The following is a 20,070-nucleotide window of genomic DNA, read 5'->3' as shown; positions in this document are numbered from 1 at the left end:
GTTATAATCTGATTTACAGCGTGTGGCGTTTCTGCGTAAATCCAGTTGCAGAAATGCCACACGTTTTTTGAAAGTGAGGGGTGAGTGATAATAAAATGACGGTAAATTTAATAGAAAAATCGTGTAGCTGAAATGCGTAAGTCCGGGTTTTGATGGGCTTACGTATTTTTTCATTTCAGAAAAAGAAAGGTGACAAATTATATGAATACTGGAAATCAATTTTTGGAAACAGAACGTATAGGAAAGCTTATGAAACAATATGCGATTCCTTGCATTATCTCATTGCTGGTGGGCGCACTTTATAATATTGTCGATCAGATTTTTATTGCAAATGCAAGCTATCTGGGGTCTTATGGCAATGCGGCCAACACCGTTGTCTTTCCGTTGACTGTTGTTGCACTGGCCATTGCTGTCATGGTTGGTGATGGCTGCTGCGCATTTGTCAGCATGGCGCTTGGCAGAAGTGAGATGGACAAGGCAAAACGCAGTGTTGGAAATGCGGTTATAATGATCCTTGTGGGAAGTCTCGTGTTGACGGTTGTTTATCTGATCTTTGCTGATGGTATTATTGCTATGTTTGGTGGTACAGTAAATAAAGAAACCTTCCATTATTCACAGGAATATTTCTTTTATATCACACTCGGTATTCCATTCTATATGTTCGGACAGGCTATGAATCCAATCATTCGTGCGGATGGAAATCCGAAGTTTGCCATGTTCTCCACATTGGCAGGAGCTGCGATCAATATCGTTCTTGACCCGATTTTCATCTTTGTTTGCAAATGGGGCATGATGGGAGCAGCAGTGGCAACAGTGGTCGGACAGATCGCAACAGCAGGTTTGGCTGTGTGGTATTTACTTCATATGAAAATCATCAAACCGGCATCAGCGGACTATGTTCTGAAGAAAAATATATGTGAACGAACGCTGATACTTGGTATTACCAGCTTCCTGTCTCAGATCAGTCTTGTGGCAGCAATGGCAGCAATCAACAATATGCTTCGTAAATATGGAGCGCTTGATATGATATTTGGGCAGGAGCAATATGCGCAGATCCCGATGGCTGTGGTCGGTATTGTGATGAAATTTTTCCAGATTGTCATTTCGGTCGTAGTGGGTATGGCAGCAGGATGTATCCCAATCATTGGTTACAATATGGGAGCTGAGAAAAAAATGCGTGTTCGGGAGTTGTTTACAAAATTATTGCTTGCAGAAGCATTGGTCGGACTGGCAGCGCTTGTGCTGGCAGAGGGATTTCCAAGGCAACTTATCGCAATCTTTGGTGCAGCGAACGAGAGCAGTTACTACACGGATTTTGCAATCAAAGCATTCCGTATCTATTTATGCTTGATGGTCCTGGCCTGCGTCAATAAAGCGTGCTTCATTTTCCTGCAGGCAGTAGGCAAAGCTTTAACATCCACACTTTTGTCCATGTTCCGTGAAGTGGTATTTGGTGTGGGATTTGCGTTGCTGCTTCCAATCTTCTTCGGGCTCGACGGTGTGTTATATTCCATGCCGGTCTCGGATGCTCTGACCTTTATAATCTCGGCGATCATCATTGCAAGGACATACCGGGAATTAAATGTAGAAAGTGATACCTGTAAATAATCAAGTCCTGAATAAATCCTTTCTTTCTGCGGAAAATAACTGCAAAAAGAAAGGATTTGTTTGTATGGGAAAGAATGCATGGAAAGTGGGGATGGCATCTGCATTGGCGGTAGGAACAGGAACCGTTCTTCTTGCGAAGACAAGAAAGCGAAAGATGCAGTCTGTGGATCAGATGAGACAGACGAAGATTCCGGAATCCGACTATCGGAATACCGAGCGGGGCAGTCAGAAAAAGAACAGCAAGGGTATTTATTATGCGAAGGGAAACTATGAGGCATTTGCCAGACCAGAGAAACCAGTTGGAATAGAAGGAAAAACTGCGTATTTGATCGGAAGCGGCCTTGGTTCCCTGGCGGCGGCCTGTTTCCTGATAAGGGATGCACAGATGCCAGGCGAAAATATTCATATATTGGAAGCCATGGACATTACTGGAGGTTCCTGCGATGGAATCCATGATCCGACCAGAGGGTATGTGATGAGGGGTGGACGGGAGATGGAAGATCATTTTGAGTGTCTGTGGGATCTGTTCCACAGTATTCCATCACTGGAGATTCCGGGGGCATCAGTTCTGGATGAATTTTACTGGCTCAATAAGCATGACCCTAATTATTCGTTGTGTCGCGCCACGAAAAACCGTGGGGAAGATGCTCACACGAATGGAAAATTTCGTTTAAGCCAGAAGGGGAGCATGGAGATCATTAAATTGTTTTTCACAAAAAATGAAGATCTGTATGACAAAACCATAGAGGACGTGTTTGATGATGAAGTATTCAAGTCTGATTTCTGGTTGTACTGGAGAACCATGTTTGCCTTTGAAAACTGGCATAGTGCACTGGAAATGAAGCTGTATTTTCAACGTTTTATTCATCATATTGGAGGACTGCCGGATTTCTCAGCCTTGAAATTCACCAGATATAATCAGTATGAATCATTGATTCTGCCGATGCTAAAATATCTGGAACATGCAGGGGTGGAGATCCGACTGGGAACAGAAGTGACCAATGTGAGATTCGAGATCAAGGGCGAGAAAAAAACGGCAAGAGCCATTGAGTGTCTGGTAAAAGGTGAACGGCAGGAGATTCCTTTGACGGAGGATGATCTGGTATTTATCACAAATGGAAGCTGTACGGAAGGGACGATTTATGGTGATCAGGATCATGCACCTGTGGGAAATGCAGAAGTGAGGAAAAGTGGCTGCTGGAATCTCTGGAAGAATATTGCAGCACAGGATCCTGCCTTTGGCCATCCGGAGAAATTCTGTTCTGATATTGAAAAAACCAACTGGGAATCAGCAACAGTGACTACTTCTGATGAAACGATCCTGTCTTATATTCGGAAAATCTGCAGACGTGATCCACGAAGCGGGAAAGTGGTGACAGGAGGAATCGTAAGCTGTAAAGACTCAAGCTGGCTGCTGAGTTGGACCATCAACCGGCAGGGGCAGTTTAAGAACCAGAAGAAGGAAGAAATCTGCGTCTGGCTTTACGGACTGTTCACCGATGTGCCGGGAGATTATATAAAGAAGCCGATGAAAATATGTACGGGAAAAGAAATCACTGCGGAGTGGCTGTATCATCTGGGTGTGCCGGTGTCAGAGATCGAGGAACTGGCAGAGTATCATGCCGTTTGTGTGCCAACGATGATGCCTTATATTACTGCATTTTTTATGCCACGGGCGGCAGGTGACCGGCCGGATGTGATCCCGGATGGCTGTGTGAATGCCGCATTTTTAGGACAGTTTGCAGAGACACCGCGAGATACGATCTTTACTACAGAATATTCGGTCCGTACTGCCATGGAAGCGGTCTATGGATTGTGCGGCGTGGATCGGGGTATACCGGAAGTATGGGGAAGCGTCTATGACGTGCGGGAACTGCTGGCAAGCTCAGTCAAACTGATGGATGGAAAATCTCCGCTGGAACTGGAACTTCCGCTGCCTCTTGAAAAAGTAAAGAAGAAACTATTGAAGCGGGTGAATCGGACAGCAGTTGGAAAGCTACTTCAGGAATGCGGAATGGTAAACTGATATTCTGCCATAGATCGTTCCGGAAAAAGTGATTGTAATGTGTGGATGCAAATAGCGTAACAGATGTAAAAATATAAAAAGAAGTCAACATTGCCCAAAGGGCTTTGCTGGCTTCTTATTTGTTGATACGATTGTTTTCTTGTCAGGCAAATTCCTTAGAGGACTTACAATCAAGGGCTTTTTCAGCCTTTTCAAGCACTACGGATTCTCCGCAGTGTGAACAATATTCGGTGTCCCAGCCCTTCAGATTCAGCAGCTTTCCACAGTGAGGGCAACGGACAGTCAGAAATCCGAAAACGATTCCGATAACCGCTACAAATCCACCCATGATGAATCCGGGTGACATGGTACCTGTTCCGAATAAGACAGCGGAACCATTGGCAATGATCAGACCACTAAATATAAGAGCATACATAATTTTTCTACATACATTTGGATTTTTCATATTCTTTACACCTCTCTTTTATGCCTGTATTATAGGCAGGCGTATGTAAAAAACACTAGCGCAGCAACGTAAAATATATGTAAAAATCTGGTGAACCGGATCATCAGATCTGATATGTACCCTCTTTACTGGACAACCAGTAAGGAGGGTATTTTTATGCATTATAGTTATGAGTTTAAACTGATGTGTGTTGAATTGTATCTTTCAGGTTCCTATCCCGATATCCCAGAAGGGTGAATCCAGATACTTTCAAAAGTAATATACGACAATGGGCCAGATTGGTTGATTTACATGGCCCAGAAGTTTTAAAACATAAGGTGTTTAATAAGGTTTGGACACCAGAAGAAAAGTTTGAACTGGTTTCAAAGGTCATTGCAGGCATACCAAAGAAGAAAGTTGCCATAGAAGCAGGTATTAACCCAGGAATGCTTTATCAATGGCTACACAAATATAAATTACAAGGATATAATGGATTGGTAGAAAGTAAAAAAGGACGACCAACAAAGGAACCGAGAATGAAGAAATCAACCAATCCATTACCTTTAACGGAATCGGAACGAGAAGAACTGATACGCTTAAGAGCTGAAAACGAATATATCAAAGCCGAGAATGAAGTAATAAAAAAACGGATCGCCTTGAGACAAGAAAAATGGGCTGCGCAACTCAAGGCGAAAAAGCAGCAATCATCAAAGAACTCAGAGAAAAGGGATACCAATTAAAGTATCTCCTTAAAGCAATACATATGGCTAGATCTACTTACATGGCTATGAGAAAGATTATTCTTCCTTCGAAGAATTTTCACAAGCGGTTGAAGACTATATAGAGTATCACCCCTATATTATTTTACATTTCGGGTTTGACTATGAGAACGAAACACGATTTTATGTTTTAGTAGTATTTTATTGCCCGTCGGCAAGGTTGCCGATGTTACACGGACAAGGTATAATATAATAACAGAAAGAAAATTTGAAAACTACACTTTAATCACAAAAATCTATGATACGCTATCTTTGGAGATGTTATTATGCAGAGGATTTTAGTCGTTGAGGACGATTTTGATATTCAAGAACTTTTACAGAATTTTTTACAAGAAGCAGGATATGAAGTAGCTGTTGCAAATGATGGTGTCGAGGCACTATCTTTATTTGCGGGAGAACGATATGACTTGATTGTGTTGGACATTATGCTCCCCAAAATTGACGGTTACAGTGTCTGTGAATTGATACGCAAGCAATCTGATGTTCCTATCATCATGCTAACCGCATTAAGCGGAGAAGAAGATCAGATTAAAGGATTGGATTTGCAGGTGGATGACTACATCACAAAACCGTTTTCTATGCCTGTCCTGCTCCGCAAAATTGCGGCTGTACTTCGGCGCAGTAACCGGGAAACAGATGAAAAGTATCAAATCATTACTTATGGCAATTTGCTTTTGAACTGTGACAGTTACACCGCCACCGTGGACGGAGCTAATTTTGAACTGACACAAAAGGAATTTGAAATACTGCGGGAACTGCTGACCCATCAGGGCCGGATATTGACCCGGCAGAACTTGTTGGATAAGCTGTGGCGATATGATTTTTATGGGGACGAGCGTGTTGTTGATACCCATATCAAAAATCTACGAAAAAAATTGGGAATAGATTTCATTCAAACAATCAGAGGGGTGGGATATAAAGTTGATAAAGAGAATTAAAGGCAGTCTGTTTGCTAAAGTCTTTATTCTGACTGTGGCAGTTTTACTCTGTGTGAGCTTTCTTGTCTATGGCGTTTTGGCTTGGTATATGCCTCAAACCTATTCTAACAATCTCAATGCGGCATTAGATGAACAGACAAGCGACTTTGTTTATGAATTAGAACATATCCGTATGCAGGATAGCGGCGGACTTTTTGATCAGTTTCTTCAAAACACGACAATTAGCATGGTGGAGCTTTATACTGCTGATGGTGTTCTGGTGGAAACACCGTCTAACCAAAATAGCTTTAACGATGGGATCACCGGGGAGGCTCTTGGCGGAGCATCTTATGAAAGTGCGCCGATTATATCCAACAGCTATTACTTCTCATTTGCAGATGATAATAGCCAATATATTTTAACAGTTTATGGAGAAGCCTCTCAAATCGCAGAACTGCGGCAATCATTTGTAAGCGTATTACCGATTTTGTTTTGCGTTATTCTCCTTGTATCGTTGGCAACTGCTTGGGTGTATTCTCGTATCATTACAAACCCGGTATTAAAAATCAGTCGGATTTCTAAAGAAATGTCTGATATGCGGCTGGAATGGCAACTTGAGGAACGCCGTTCTGACGAGCTGGGTGTACTGGAGAATAGCTTGAATACGCTGTCCCGGAAACTATCTACTACCTTGGAGGAGTTGCAAAGTGCAAATCTCCAGCTCCAAAAGGATATTGAACATCAAAAGGCGCTGGAACGGGCACAACAAGATTTCTTTTCTTCCGCTTCCCATGAACTGAAAACCCCTATCACCATTATCAAGGGTCAATTAGAGGGGATGCTATTGGGTATAGGGGCATATAAAGACCACGAAAAGTATCTTGCCCGATCCTTGGAAGTTGTAGCTACGCTTGAAACGATGGTGCAGGAAATATTAACGATTTCAAGGCTGGAAACCAATGTCGATTTCAAAATGGAGCATTTTGATTGCGCTCCCATGATACATGGCTATTTGAGGGAGATTGATGATTTAGTGGCAACAAAAGAGCTACAAATACATCTTGCTATACAGTCTCCCGCTTTTATCAATGGGAACAAATTACTGATTGAAAAGGTGTTCTCCAATTTGATTTCAAATGCTGTAAAGTATTCGCCGCATGGAGCAAGCGTTGATATTATTTTACAAAATACCAACGGACGCTTTTTGTTCTCCGTAGAGAACACAGGTACACATATACCAGAAGATGATATTCCCAAATTGTTTGACGCTTTTTATCGTATGGAGCAATCCCGCAGTAGAAGAACAGGCGGTAGCGGCTTAGGGCTTTATATGGTTCAAAGAATTTTACAACAACATAACAGCTATTGTGAGGCTTGCAACACAGAAAACGGTGTTAAATTCTTCTTCACGATTTAGCGGACAATCAGCGGCAGGTGAACAACCTGCCGCTTTTTTTAACTACATATAAATCACAAACTAATCCCAAAGGTATCCCAAAATGCTTTGCTATACTTGGGGTACATTCAAAGAAAGGATTGGTAAACACTATGAGAAGAAAGGCATTATGCGCTGCGTCCATGCTCTTGTTAGGCTGTTTGGCTGGATGCAGTACGACACCACAGAACAGCCAGGAACAAGGTAATCCCGTTATCAAGGAAGAAATCAGTCAACCTCTTGGCGGTTCTGAGGCGCTGGGAAACAGCGAGGACAGCTCGGCACTCTCCGCCGCAGACAAAGAAAAAATGTTTGCACCTTATGAACAATACGGGATGACCTATGACGCGGTCAAAGATGAACTTACCTATAACGGGAATTTGGTTCGCTGGTTTGAGGACTATTATCCCATCAGTAACAACGAAACCGCCGGTATTGATTTTCTAAATGAGAACGGCACAGTAGATGTGTATGCTGTACGGGATTTAGAGAGCTTTTCAAAAGCGGCTGACGGCTCCGTTGATCCGGCGGGTAAACTGATTGGCTTAAAAGAGTTTATCCAGCAGGAATTTGAAGCACGGGATATTGAGGCGTTGAAAAACAGCACATCCGTTGCTATGGCAGGAACGCCGCTTGAAGATAGCGAAACTGCAAAGCTCGTTGCAGAGTATGAGGCATTTGGAGTAACCTATGATGCCGAAAAGGATCAGTGGTATTTCAATGGTGAGGAAGTCCGCTATTTCCGGGATGTTCTCACTTCTAATGGTGAAAGCCTCGCCAGCGGAAAATTCCGAGGCGAAATGAGAACGCTTGGAAGTGGTGTTGGCACAATAGACATTTATACCGTTCGTGATTACGGCCACTTGAACAGCGAACATCACGGAACATTAACTGGCATCGAGAAATACAGTCAAGAGGAATTTGACGAGCATACACAGGCCGGAATGTCTGGAAATCAGCCCATAGGTAATGCAAGCCATAACTAAACAAACCATCTATCTGCCGCACGACGGCAAAAGAAAAAAAGCTGTCGTACAGCAGCCTATCAATACGCCTATTTGAAACGGCGGCTTTGATTTTCAGAGCCGCCGTTTCTCTTTGGATATTCAGTAACCCCACGGCGGCCCATAGGAGGGTGTCGCCGTGTCCATCTTACTTTCTCACAATTCCCATGACCTTCACCAGCTAAAAAAAGCGTAGCTCCCCCTCCGGGGCAGTCTGGCTATAAAGGTACAATATATCAGTACAATTATGATAATGTAATTTCATGCGTCTGCATAGTGTCTTGCTGTACGGGCGCTTTTTTGTACTTCGAGACAAAGTGTCCCGAGGTGCAGGGCGGCTCCCTGAGGTGCCGCTCTCCGCCAAGCCCCGTTTCGGTCACTCATCCACCCAACACCGAAACGGAGGTTTATTTATGACTACAATCAATCTGAAGGATTTTTATTATTGGTACACACAGGATCAGTTTATCAAGGTTTCTGACGAGGTAGCCGAAGTGTTTATGTCCGATGCCCGGCACGAAATGGCCTACCAGCGGCGGCTCTCCCGGCATAAGGCGCAATATTCTCTGGACTGCGATGACGGGATCGAATATTCCGCCTGCCTGCATGAGCCAACGCCCCAGGAGCTACTGGAGCGTATGGAGCTGTTCATTCGTCTATGGAATGCACTCAACTCTTTGCCGGAGATCCAGGGCCGCAGGATTGATGCCCACATCATTCTCGGAAAGAGCATCAAGGAAATTGCCGAGGTCGAGGGCGTACATGAGGAGTCTGTCCACCAGTCGATCAAGCGTGGCCTTGAGCGTATGAAAAAAACTTTTTGATTTTTTCATTTTCCCCACTTGGAAATGATGAAAAAATGTCTCGGTTTATGAAAGGAGATATTCTTCTTTCCGCAGATAAACAGCGGCGGCCCCAGGCATAGTCCGGGGAGCCGGACGGCGGGTGCGCTGTGACTTTTTCTTCGGAATAACGAGCGAACAACACCAACGCCGCAACTGGGCCGGGCCACCCCACGGCCACGATCCGGCATAGGACAGGCTGGCCGCTTGTCCCTCAGGGCCGCCCCATTATCTGCGAGGGAACGCCGCTCTGAGCATGGTTGTCTTTGGACAGGGCAAGAAAATGGGAGCGGCGTTCTCTATATTTATACTTACATGGAGTGAGGCAAGAGGGCAGCATCGTTTAGGTGCTGCCCTCTTGCGTTTCCCCACGATATGCGGGAGGCGTATCCTATTTTTGATAAGGAGGTTTTACCGTGAGATTAACGGCAAAGGAACTGGAACAAATGAAAAGCGTTGACATCGGCGCAGTGGCTCCCGAGTCCCTGCCGGATGTGAGCGGTATGACCTTTGACACCTCTCTCCCCCCGGGAGGAGCGGATCGCTCTGTTTTTGCAGGCGGTAGAAAATCCATACTGCTTTTGCATCGGCGGGATCGGTGTAAAAATTGAATTTGCGGAAAGCGGGCCGTCCTTGCAGGACACGCTGACGGACTTCCTGCTCCGGCAAAAAAGCGGGCTGTAACTTCGGTTATGGCCCGTTACTACTTCGAGACAAAGTGTCCCGAGGCGGAGGCATCCTTGTTGTCTCGCCCGGGCAGAGGTATAATATAGATGTAATGTGATAGGGAAGAAGGAACAATGGCACGAACAAAAAACAGAGGATTGCAACAGAGTTTCTCTCCCTCTTATACCGTCCGCCGCTGGCGGCTGGGCGAATACATCCGGCTTTCCAAGGAGGACTTGAAAAAGGGAAAGGACGACAGCAACAGCGTCATCAACCAGCGTGATCTGCTCAATGACTTTTATCAGAAGCATATCGGAGAATTTGAAAGTGTTTCCGAATATGTAGACGATGGACACACAGGAACGGACGCCAACCGGGAAAATTTCCAGCGGCTCCTTTCCGATGTAATGAGCGGGAAAATCAACTGCGTGGTAGTAAAAGACCTTTCCCGTTTTGCAAGAAATTACAGTGATGCGGGAAGTCTGATTGATAACCTGTTTGTGCAAATGGGTGTCCGTTTTATCAGTCTTGCTGAAAATGTGGACAGCTATCTCAACCCGGACAGCGTTTCCAGTATTATCGTCCCGATTACGAATGTAATGAACGATCAATACTGCTACCAGACCTCAAAGAAAATTCGCCAGGTATTTGACTATAAGAGGCGCAACGGGCAGTACATCGGCGCATTTGCTCCTTATGGATATGTAAAGTACCCAAAGGACAAGCACCAGTTGATCATCGATCCCGATGCCGCTGAAATCGTCAAACTGATTTTCTCTTTGTTTCTAAAAGGAACATCGAAACGGGCCATCGCTTTGTATCTGAATGAACACGGCGTACCCAGCCCCTCGGCTTATAAACTGCAAAAGGGCATACCTGTTTCAACAAGAGGATATGACGATCCCATGTGGAGAGCCCGCATGATCCACTCCATTCTTACGAACCCCACCTATACCGGGGATTTGGCGCAGGGCCGCAATCGGGTAAAAAGCTATAAGGTACACGAGGTTGAAAGCGTCCCCCGTGAAGAATGGGTGGAAGTAGCTGGTACGCATGAGTCAATCATTGATTATGAAACCTTTGATAAGGTACAGGCTCTTTTACAGCGTGATACCCGTACTTCTCCAAAAGGCCGGGAAGTCCACCTGTTCAGCGGTTTTCTGAAATGTGCTGACTGTGGGCGGGCAATTACCCGGAGCGTAGGCAACAACAATAATGTGTACTATGCCTGCTCCACCTACAAGAACCGCTCCCGGACAGCCTGCACAATGCACTCAATCAAGCATAACCGTCTGGAGGCCGCTGTCCTCTTTGCAGTACAACAGCAAATCCATCTGGCTGTTTCATACTCGGAAATGATTGCCCGCATTAACACCGCCCCGGTCAAAAAGAGCCAGTCTATCCGTTTGGAAGAACTGATTGCTGCGAAAGAGCGGGAACTGGCAAAAATCAGCCGCTACAAGCAGTCCCTTTATCAAGACTGGAAAGACGGGGAAATAACCCAGCAGGACTACCGGGATATGAAAGCCGATTATGAACGACAGACCATCGCTCTTACGGATGTACTGGCCCGGCTGAACGCTGAACGGGCGGAACTGGCAAACGGTGTAAAGAGTGAGCATCCCGCATTGGTGGCCTTTACAAAACATCAAAATATCGACCAGCTTTTCCGGGAACTTCTCGTTGAGCTGATCGACCATATCAAGGTTTATGAGAATGGAAACATTAGTGTGAAATTTAAGTTTGCGGATGAATTTAGACGCATAGCAGAATACATTGAAATCAACACCACAAAACCCGCAGTAGCGGGCTAACCCCCGCTACATACCCCTTTGACAGTGTGTTTTCCTAATAGGAGCTAATCATATTATAATAACAAAAGAATTCAGGCAAAAACAAAATGGATGCCACCTGTGCAATACAGGCTAGCATCCATGTGTTCAGCTTAGTTCGTAAATATGTGTCCAGGATTCTGGGTACATATCAATCAGGGAGGGGTATTTTTTTATTGGAAAAGTTCATGAAATATTGTATAGTGTAAAGGGTATAAGAGAAATACATGTGGAAAGGGTTGAACAGAAGATGGATCAGCACGTTTACGAAGAATATATAGCTATTTTGAAGGAGGAACTGGTTCCGGCACTTGGGTGTACCGAACCGATCGCCATTGCTTATGCGGCAGCAAAAGCCCGTGAGATTCTTGGAAAGCTGCCAGAGGAGATCGTGGTGAGCTGCAGTGGAAATATTATCAAAAATGTGAAGGCTGTCATTGTTCCTACGACGGGAGACTTAAAAGGGATTGAAACCAGTGCCATTCTTGGAGCTGTAGGCGGTAATGCAGAGAAGAAACTGGAAGTGCTGGTGGATGTGACAGATGAGGATCTTAAGATTACAAGAGAGCTCCTGAAAAAGAAGATCTGTCATGTGGAACTGCTGGAAGGGGTATCCAATCTGCAGATTATCGTAGAACTGAAGGCTGGTGAGGATACCGCACTGGCGGAGATCGCATTTTCCCATACGAATATTGTACGACTGGAGAAAAACGGACAGGTGATCTTTTCCAAGGAGATGGAGGCAGACAGTGCAGCTTCCACAGACAGGACACTTCTGAATCTGAAAGATATTTATGAATTTGCCCAGACAGTGAAGATCGATGAGATCAAGGATCTGATTGACCGGCAGCTGGCTTATAACATGAGCATTGCCAAAGAAGGTCTGACAAAATCCTACGGAGCAAATGTAGGGGCAACGATTCTGAAATATTATGGTGATGATGTACGAAATCGTGCCAAAGCCCTTCCGGCAGCGGGAAGTGATGCAAGAATGAACGGCTGCGTACTTCCGGTTATGATCAATTCTGGAAGCGGCAATCAGGGAATGACGGTCAGCCTTCCGGTGGCGGTATTTGCGGATTATCTGTTTGCCGATAAGGAAAAGGAATATCGGGCACTGGTATTATCCAATCTGGTGGCGATTTACCAGAAAAATGAGCTTGGAAAGCTGAGTGCATATTGTGGAGCAGTGTCAGCTGCCACAGGAGCAGGTGCCGGTATTGCCTATTTGCACGGAGCAGATTTTGATACAATTGCTGAGACGATCACGAACACACTGGCCAATGTATCCGGTATTGTCTGTGACGGAGCGAAAGCTTCCTGTGCAGCCAAGATAGCATCATCTGTAGATGCAGCGATCATGGCGTATTATATGGCAGCAGAGCACAGAGGCTTCCAGAGCGGTGAAGGTCTGGTGAAAAAAGATGTAGAAGCAACTATCAAGAGCTTTGGACGGATGGGAAGAGAAGGCATGCGTTCTACAGATGTGGAGATTCTGAAGATCATGCTGGAGCCGTAATGATAAATGACAGGGGAACAGACGAATGCCACAGAAGCAGGGAATCCAACTGAATAAATATACTCCGGATTATGTGGTATTCGATCTGGAAACTACTGGAATCTCCCGCACCTTTGATGAGGTGGTGGAGATTTCTGCGGTGAAGGTGCGTTCCGGTCAGGTGGTGGATGAGTTCAGCACACTGGTCAATCCTGGACGGCACATTCCGGCAGGAGCCAGCCAGGTCAATGGCATTACAGATCAGATGGTGGCTGACTGTCCGCTGTTTTCACAGGTACTGCAAGAATTTTTGAATTTCACAGAAGGATTGACTCTGGTGGGACACAATATTGCCAGCTTCGATATGAAATTCATCTGGCGTGATGCAGAGAAATATTACGGAGAGTTGGTTCCTAATGATTATGTAGATACGTTGAAGGTGGCAAGACGGCATCTGTCAGAACTTCCCAGACATCGGCTGGTGGATCTGGCAGAGTATTATGGCATATCGCCGGAGGGAGCACACCGGGCACTCAATGACTGCCGCATGAACCAGCAGGTCTACGAGCGGATGGTAGCTGAGATGCGTAAGAAGCGGGCGATACAGCATGAATATACAGGGCGGAAGGCAGAGACGGACAATACTGGCGTCTCAAAGACCGAAGGAAATGCTGCAGACAGGAATGGGATCGCGAAGCAGTCAGCGAAGCCCGCACACCCCACGGTGACACTTCGTGGTGTGGTTGAGCGGATCACTTACCAGAATCCGGAGAATGGTTACACAGTTCTGAAATGTGCGGTCAAGAATCATAAGGATCTGGTGACGGTCATCGGAAGTCTTCTGGATGTAAATGTAGGATCTGTCTTGCTGATCTATGGCAACTGGAAGGTGGACAGTAAGTATGGCAGGCAGTTTGTGGCTGAGACTTGGGAGGAGACACTCCCTGCAACTATATATGGAATTGAAAAATATCTGGGATCTGGTCTGATCAAGGGTGTTGGACCGAAATTTGCCAAACGGATCGTAGGACTGTTTGGCACGGAGACACTGGATGTGATTGAATGCGAGATCTCCCGTCTGAAGGAAGTAGAAGGAATCGGCGAGAAGCGGATCCGGCAGATTAAAGAGAGCTGGCAGAAGCAAAAAGAGATTAAAAATGTCATGCTGTTTTTGCAGGATCATGGAGTCAGTACTGCATATGCAGCAAAGATCTATCGACAGTATGGCAATGAAAGTATTGAAAAGGTGAAAGAAAATCCATTCCGGCTGGCGGATGATATCTGGGGCATCGGATTTCGGACAGCAGATGGGATCGCACAGAAGCTGGGATTTGAAAAAGAAGCCTTTGTACGATTACGGAGTGGAATCTTATATACACTGAGCAGTCTGGCGGATGAAGGACATGTCTATGCCAGAAAGAAGCAGCTGATCGACCGGGCGACGGAACTTCTGGAGGCGGAAGAGTCTTCGGTGATCATGACGCTGGATCAGATGATGGCAGATCAGGATCTGTTCGGACAGAAGATCGCGGAAGAAGAACAGGCGATCTATCTGCCGGCATTTTATTATGCGGAGACGGGAACGGCTGGAAAGCTGAAGCGGTTATTGGAGGCTCCGGCGGAGGATCTTTTGTGGAAATCCTTAATGGCTGCCAGGGAGAAGACCGGTAATCAGGAGCTTTCCATAGATGTCAGAAAGATTGAACAGAAACTGCAGATGGAGTATGATGAGGTACAGGCGGAGGCCATCAGGCAGGCGGCGACCTGCAAAGTGATGGTGCTCACGGGTGGTCCAGGAACAGGTAAGACCACCACTGTCAGAGGCATCATTTCCGCATATCAGACATTTGGATTGAACATATTGCTGGCGGCACCGACAGGGCGGGCAGCCAAGCGGATGACGGAAGCGACAGGGCTGGAAGCAAAGACGCTCCACCGGCTGCTGGAAGCAAAACCGCCGGAAGGTTATCAGAAAAATGAAGAGAATCCGCTAGAAGGGGATGTGTTGATCGTAGATGAGTGTTCTATGATCGATATTGTGCTGATGAATGCTCTGCTACGCGCCATTCCTCCACATATGCGTCTGGTGCTGGTGGGTGATATTGATCAGCTTCCATCGGTGGGGGCAGGAAATGTACTGCGGGATCTGATGGATTCGGGTGTGTGTAAGGTAGTGCGTCTGACGAAGATTTTCCGACAGGCGCAGTCCAGCAGGATCATCATGAATGCTCATCGGATCAATGAAGGACTGCTGCCGGATCTGTCTAACGGGAAGACGACCGATTTCTTCTTTACAGAAAAGGAGGATCCGGAAGAAGCAGTGGCTGAGATCGTGAATCTGGTGCAGACGAAGCTATCCAGATATTACCAGACACCATCCTCTCAGATCCAGGTGCTCACACCGATGCAGAAAGGCGTGGTAGGTGCGACCAATCTGAATCTGGCATTACAGGCGGCTTTGAATCCGACGGGCGATGGCTTACGGCGCAGTGGTTATATATTCCGGGTCAATGACAAGGTCATGCAGATCCGTAATAATTATGATAAAGAGATATTTAACGGAGATATCGGAATCGTTGCCTCCGTGGATATTCAGGGGCGGACACTTCAGGTGGATTTTGACGGACATCTGATCGAATATGATGCATCGGAGCTGGATGAACTGGTTCATGCTTATGCAACTACGATCCATAAGGCACAGGGAAGTGAATATCCGATTGTCGTGATGCCGGTGCTCATGAATCATTATGTCATGCTTCAGCGGAATCTGATCTATACAGGCATTACGAGAGCAAAGAAAATACTGGTACTGGTAGGAACGAAGAAAGCCATTTCCTATGCAGTACATCATGTAACAGTCAACCGGCGGAATACGCTGCTGAAAGAAAGGTTGCAGGGAGAAATACAGAAAGGAACAGATAACGATAGATGAATCTTCCACAGATATTTGTAGAACAAATGAAAGAAATATTAGGTCCGGAGCTTCCAGAATATCTGGAAAGCTACGAGAAACCGAAGTTTACAGGCTTAAGAGTCAATACTTCCAAGATCTCTGTCGAGGAATTTGAGAGGATCAGCCCATTCAAGACTCTTCGGAGGGTACCATGGACTCCCAATGGATATTATTATACAGAAGAGGATGCGCCGACAAAGCATCCTTATTACTATGCAGGTCTTTATTATATTCAGGAGCCAAGTGCCATGACGCCGGCAAGTGTCCTTCCGGTGGAGCCGGGAGAACGGGTACTGGATCTGTGTGCGGCTCCGGGTGGAAAAGCAACGGAGCTTGGTGCAAAGCTTCGCCATGAGGGTCTGCTGGTTGCCAACGATGCCAGCGCATCTCGGACAAAAGCTCTGCTGAAGAATCTGGAAGTATTTGGTCTCCCAAATATTCTGGTGACCAGTGAGATGGGAGACAAGTTAGACCGGTATTTTCATGAATATTTTGATAAGATCCTGATCGATGCTCCATGCTCCGGTGAGGGAATGTTCCGGAAACAGGCTCATATGATCCCGGCGTGGGAACGTCAGGGACCGGAGGTGTTTTCCAAAATGCAGCGGGAGATCCTGGATCAGGCAGCAAACCTGCTGAAGCCGGGTGGAACCATGCTTTATTCTACCTGTACCTTCTCTAAACTGGAAAATGAAGGAAGCATGGATTATTTTCTGAGCAATCATCCGGAGTTCCATCTGCTGGATATTCCGCAGAGTGAAGGCTTTGCGCCAGGACAGCCAGAACTGGTGGACAGTACATTTCCACTGGAAAAATGTGTTCGTCTGTTTCCTCATAAGATCGATGGGGAGGGACATTTTCTGGCATTGCTTCAGAAAGATGGAGAGCGTACGCCAAATGCGCTGGAGTCAGCTGGAAAACCGTCGAAGCTTCCGCAGGAGCTGACAGATTTTCTGAAAGATGTGTCCATGCCTGTTGATACAACCAGAATTCAGATCAAAGATACCAAAGTATTTTTGATGCCGGAGGGCTTAAGCGGCTGCAAAGGGCTTCGATTCTTACGCTCCGGTCTTTATATGGGTGAACTCCTGAAAAAACGATTTGAGCCGAGCCAGGCATTTGCCATGGTTCTGAAAAAGGAGGAATATGCATCAGTCATCGATCTTCCAGCTACAGACGAGCGGATCATCCGCTATCTGAAGGGAGAGACTATCGAGATTGAGGATGGAGAGAGTACCAAAGATGCAGGCTGGCAGCTGGTATGTGTGGATGGGTATCCGCTGGGCTGGGGAAAGCTGATCCGTGGAACTCTTCGGAATAAATATTTCTCCGGCTGGAGGATGAACGCATGATGCGCCTGGATAAATATTTATGTGAGACCGGATTTGGCACCAGAAGCCAGGTGAAAGATCTGTTGAAAAAAGGACAGGTCATGGTTAATGGCGAAGTGGTAAAAAAGCCTGAATTAAAGATCAATGAGACAACAGATCAGATTCTCTGCCAGGGGAAAAAAGCATCTTATCAGAAGAACATCTATCTGATGCTCCATAAACCTGCAGGGGTGGTATCTGCAACCGAAGACAACCGGGAGAAGACGGTGCTGGATCTTGTGAGACCGGAAGATCGGAAAAATGGTCTGTTTCCGGTGGGAAGACTGGACAAAGATACGGAAGGCTTATTGCTTTTGACCGATGACGGTGAGCTGGCACACCGGCTGCTGTCCCCGAAAAAGCATGTGGATAAGACTTACTATGCAAAGATCGACGGACAGGTCACTGAGGAACATGTTAAGCAGTTCCGTGAGGGTCTGGATATTGGAGACGAGAAGAAGACACTGCCGGCAGTTCTGACGATCCTGTTATCCGGTCCGGTCAGTGAGATCGAGGTTACGATCCACGAAGGACGGTTTCATCAGATCAAGCGAATGTTTGAAGCGGTGGGATGCAAAGTGACCTACTTAAAGCGTCTGTCCATGGGAAGTCTGGTGCTGGACGAGACATTGCCGCCGGAAGAGTACCGGCCGTTGACAGAAGCAGAACTGGAAGGTCTGACGAAGCAGAGAGGAACTGATAAGAATGAGTGACAGAATGAGATTTCTGCCGGTGAGCAGAGCGGATATGGAGGAGCGTGGTATCGATCAGCTGGATTTTGTCTATGTGATCGGTGATGCCTATGTGGATCATCCGTCTTTTGGACCGGCGATCATCAGCAGACTGCTGGAGAGTCATGGCTATCAGGTGGGGATTATTGCCCAGCCGGATTTCCGTCATGCGGAAAGTATCATGGCACTGGGAGAGCCACGGCTTGGTTTTCTTGTCAGCGCCGGTAATATGGACTCTATGGTGAATCATTATTCGGTGGCAAAGAAGCATAGAAAAGTGGATTCCTACACACCGGGCGGAGAGATGGGAAAAAGACCGGATCGGGCAGTGATCGTCTACTGTAACCTGATCCGTCAGAAATATAAGCATGTGCCGATCATTGCGGGAGGAATCGAAGCATCTCTTAGGCGTATGGCACATTATGATTACTGGTCAGACAGCCTGCGCAGATCGATTTTGCTGGAAAGCGGTGCTGATCTGGTATCTTATGGTATGGGAGAAAGGTCGATCGTTGCTATTGCAGATGCTCTGGATGCCGGTATGCCGGTAAAAGACATTACTTATATTCCGGGAACTGTCTGCAAGGTGCGCTCTCTGGATGAGATCAGTGACTATACGGTGCTTCCTGACTATGAAAGCATCTGTAAAGATAAGAAAAAATATGCGGAGAGCTTCTATATTCAGTACAGCAATACAGATCCGTTTTCTGGAAAACGGCTGGTGGAGCCTTATTCTCAGAACTGTTTTATCGTGCAGAACCCGGCTTCAGAACCGCTGACCATGGAAGAGATGGATCAGGTCTATGATCTGCCGTTTCAGAGAACATGGCATCCTATGTATGACGCAGCAGGCGGCATTCCGGCACTTTCCGAAGTAAAATTCAGTCTGGTCAGCTGCCGCGGCTGCTTTGGAGGCTGTTCTTTCTGTGCGCTGACCTTCCATCAGGGACGGATCATTCAGGCGAGAAGCCATGAGTCTCTGATCAAAGAAGCGAAGCTGATGATTGAAGAACCAGATTTTAAGGGCTATATCCATGATGTGGGAGGACCTACCGCAGACTTCCGGGCACCGGCCTGTGAGAAGCAGATGACAAAGGGCGTATGTCCACATAAGCAATGCCTGTTCCCGGAACCATGCAAGAATCTGAGAGCAGATCACAGCGATTATATTGCACTGCTTCGAAAACTGCGTGCATTGCCAAAAGTAAAGAAAGTGTTTATCCGGTCAGGCATCCGATTTGATTATGTGCTGGCAGACAAAAAGAGCACATTTCTGGAAGAATTGTGCCGTTATCATGTGAGTGGGCAGTTAAAGGTGGCGCCGGAGCATGTGTCTGATCCGGTACTTGCCTGCCTTGGAAAGCCAAAGGCAGCAGTTTATCAGGAGTTCTGCAGACAATATAAGAAGATGAACGAGCGTCTGGGACTGAAGCAGTATCTGGTACCCTATCTTATGTCCTCCCATCCGGGAAGTACCATGAAGGAAGCTGTGGAACTGGCAGAATACTGCAGAGATCTGGGCTATATGCCGGAACAGGTACAGGATTTTTATCCTACACCGTCCACCATCTCTACCTGTATGTATTATACGGGACTGGATCCAAGAACCATGACAGCTGTATATGTTCCGAAGGATCCTCATGAAAAGGAGATGCAGCGTGCACTGATCCAGTATCGAAATCCGGCAAATCGTGTACTGGTGCGGGAAGCACTGCTGAAAGCAGGAAGAGAAGATCTGATCGGATATGGACCAAAATGTCTGCTAAGACCTGATCAGGCGCGAGGTGACGGACGTGCGGCACATAGAGACGATAATAGACGTGTGGAGAAAAGGTCTGCAGGTCGAGGACGTGGAGCATTGTCTGGAAGAACTGCTGACCGTAACAATACGCAGAGCCGCAGTCAGAACCAGGGACAGACTCAGGAACGCCGCCCGACACAGAAGAAAAAGATCATCCGAAATGTACACAGAAAGAAGTAGAGAC

General features: G+C 46.4%; 16 protein-coding genes. 15 read left to right on the top strand and 1 reads right to left on the bottom strand.

The genetic code is table 11. The features are described 5' to 3' along the window. Positions 1-249: 249 nt before the first annotated feature. A complete protein-coding gene (locus WMO62_RS07710) occupies positions 250-1,608 on the top strand; it encodes an MATE family efflux transporter (RefSeq protein ID WP_349144304.1) in 1,359 nt (452 codons plus the stop codon). Between the two features lie 64 nt (positions 1,609-1,672). After that, a complete protein-coding gene (locus tag WMO62_RS07705; protein ID WP_349144303.1) occupies positions 1,673-3,634 on the top strand; it encodes an oleate hydratase in 1,962 nt (653 codons plus the stop codon). A gap of 142 nt (positions 3,635-3,776) precedes the next feature. Here the strand turns inward: WMO62_RS07705 and WMO62_RS07700 are convergent, their stop codons facing one another. Beyond that, on the bottom strand, positions 3,777-4,079 hold the full coding sequence (locus tag WMO62_RS07700) for a hypothetical protein (RefSeq protein ID WP_349144302.1): 303 nt from the start codon (positions 4,077-4,079) through the stop codon (positions 3,777-3,779). Positions 4,080-4,357: 278 nt separating this feature from the next. Here WMO62_RS07700 and WMO62_RS07695 point away from each other — a divergent pair, with 278 nt between their 5' ends. The 13 genes from WMO62_RS07695 to WMO62_RS07640 all read left to right on the top strand — a co-directional run bounded on the left by WMO62_RS07695 (position 4,358) and on the right by WMO62_RS07640 (position 20,066). After that, positions 4,358-4,798, top strand: coding sequence for a helix-turn-helix domain-containing protein (locus WMO62_RS07695; protein ID WP_349144301.1), 441 nt, complete (start codon positions 4,358-4,360; stop codon positions 4,796-4,798). 305 nt (positions 4,799-5,103) lie between these two features. After that, positions 5,104-5,775: a response regulator transcription factor gene (locus tag WMO62_RS07690; RefSeq protein WP_349144300.1), complete on the top strand. Its 672-nt coding sequence runs from the start codon at positions 5,104-5,106 to the stop codon at positions 5,773-5,775. Then, the gene (locus WMO62_RS07685; RefSeq protein ID WP_349144299.1) at positions 5,759-7,171 is read left to right on the top strand and encodes a sensor histidine kinase; all 1,413 of its coding nucleotides are present in this window, start codon (positions 5,759-5,761) and stop codon (positions 7,169-7,171) included. Before WMO62_RS07690 ends, WMO62_RS07685 begins: the two co-directional genes overlap by 17 nt. A gap of 131 nt (positions 7,172-7,302) precedes the next feature. Next, positions 7,303-8,175, top strand: coding sequence for a hypothetical protein (locus tag WMO62_RS07680; RefSeq protein WP_349144298.1), 873 nt, complete (start codon positions 7,303-7,305; stop codon positions 8,173-8,175). Between the two features lie 431 nt (positions 8,176-8,606). After that, entirely contained in the window at positions 8,607-9,017 is a 411-nt protein-coding gene (locus WMO62_RS07675; RefSeq protein ID WP_349144297.1) for an RNA polymerase sigma factor, read from the top strand. Between the two features lie 434 nt (positions 9,018-9,451). Further along, complete coding sequence (locus WMO62_RS07670) at positions 9,452-9,646, top strand: hypothetical protein (RefSeq protein WP_435390471.1); 195 nt, start codon at positions 9,452-9,454, stop codon at positions 9,644-9,646. Then, positions 9,588-9,719, top strand: coding sequence for a DUF6870 family protein (locus WMO62_RS15900; RefSeq protein ID WP_435390470.1), 132 nt, complete (start codon positions 9,588-9,590; stop codon positions 9,717-9,719). Before WMO62_RS07670 ends, WMO62_RS15900 begins: the two co-directional genes overlap by 59 nt. Positions 9,720-9,835: 116 nt before the next feature. Next, positions 9,836-11,515 (top strand): recombinase family protein, encoded by a 1,680-nt coding sequence (locus WMO62_RS07665; RefSeq protein ID WP_349144296.1) that lies wholly within the window; start codon positions 9,836-9,838, stop codon positions 11,513-11,515. Positions 11,516-11,783: 268 nt separating this feature from the next. Next, complete coding sequence (locus WMO62_RS07660) at positions 11,784-13,052, top strand: L-cysteine desulfidase family protein (RefSeq protein ID WP_117496394.1); 1,269 nt, start codon at positions 11,784-11,786, stop codon at positions 13,050-13,052. A 25-nt stretch (positions 13,053-13,077) separates the two neighbouring features. Next, positions 13,078-15,963 (top strand): SF1B family DNA helicase RecD2, encoded by a 2,886-nt coding sequence (recD2, locus tag WMO62_RS07655; protein WP_349144295.1) that lies wholly within the window; start codon positions 13,078-13,080, stop codon positions 15,961-15,963. Continuing rightward, positions 15,960-17,336 carry an RsmF rRNA methyltransferase first C-terminal domain-containing protein gene (locus tag WMO62_RS07650; protein ID WP_117496116.1) on the top strand — a complete coding sequence of 459 codons (1,377 nt, stop codon included), beginning with the start codon at positions 15,960-15,962 and terminating at the stop codon, positions 17,334-17,336. Before recD2 ends, WMO62_RS07650 begins: the two co-directional genes overlap by 4 nt. Continuing rightward, positions 17,333-18,067, top strand: a complete 735-nt coding sequence (locus WMO62_RS07645; protein ID WP_118438294.1) for a pseudouridine synthase — start codon at positions 17,333-17,335, stop codon at positions 18,065-18,067. Before WMO62_RS07650 ends, WMO62_RS07645 begins: the two co-directional genes overlap by 4 nt. Next, positions 18,060-20,066 (top strand): YgiQ family radical SAM protein, encoded by a 2,007-nt coding sequence (locus tag WMO62_RS07640; protein ID WP_349144294.1) that lies wholly within the window; start codon positions 18,060-18,062, stop codon positions 20,064-20,066. Before WMO62_RS07645 ends, WMO62_RS07640 begins: the two co-directional genes overlap by 8 nt. Positions 20,067-20,070 lie beyond the last annotated feature (4 nt).

Origin of the sequence: Hominiventricola aquisgranensis, assembly GCF_040096225.1 — a bacterium.
In the GTDB taxonomy this organism is placed as follows: Bacteria; Bacillota; Clostridia; order Lachnospirales; family Lachnospiraceae; genus Hominiventricola; species Hominiventricola aquisgranensis.
The sequence above is the reverse complement of the archived record's forward strand: the minus strand, read 5'-3'. Positions and strand labels throughout refer to the sequence as shown.

Coding starts and splice junctions, on each gene's coding strand:
- WMO62_RS07710 (WP_349144304.1), top strand. CDS start 250: ATGAAACAATATGCGATTCCTTGCATTATCTCATTGCTGGTGGGCGCA.
- WMO62_RS07705 (WP_349144303.1), top strand. CDS start 1,673: ATGGGAAAGAATGCATGGAAAGTGGGGATGGCATCTGCATTGGCGGTA.
- WMO62_RS07700 (WP_349144302.1), bottom strand. CDS start 4,079: ATGAAAAATCCAAATGTATGTAGAAAAATTATGTATGCTCTTATATTT.
- WMO62_RS07690 (WP_349144300.1), top strand. CDS start 5,104: ATGCAGAGGATTTTAGTCGTTGAGGACGATTTTGATATTCAAGAACTT.
- WMO62_RS07680 (WP_349144298.1), top strand. CDS start 7,303: ATGAGAAGAAAGGCATTATGCGCTGCGTCCATGCTCTTGTTAGGCTGT.
- WMO62_RS07675 (WP_349144297.1), top strand. CDS start 8,607: ATGACTACAATCAATCTGAAGGATTTTTATTATTGGTACACACAGGAT.
- WMO62_RS07665 (WP_349144296.1), top strand. CDS start 9,836: ATGGCACGAACAAAAAACAGAGGATTGCAACAGAGTTTCTCTCCCTCT.
- WMO62_RS07660 (WP_117496394.1), top strand. CDS start 11,784: ATGGATCAGCACGTTTACGAAGAATATATAGCTATTTTGAAGGAGGAA.
- recD2 (WP_349144295.1), top strand. CDS start 13,078: ATGCCACAGAAGCAGGGAATCCAACTGAATAAATATACTCCGGATTAT.
- WMO62_RS07650 (WP_117496116.1), top strand. CDS start 15,960: ATGAATCTTCCACAGATATTTGTAGAACAAATGAAAGAAATATTAGGT.
- WMO62_RS07645 (WP_118438294.1), top strand. CDS start 17,333: ATGATGCGCCTGGATAAATATTTATGTGAGACCGGATTTGGCACCAGA.
- WMO62_RS07640 (WP_349144294.1), top strand. CDS start 18,060: ATGAGTGACAGAATGAGATTTCTGCCGGTGAGCAGAGCGGATATGGAG.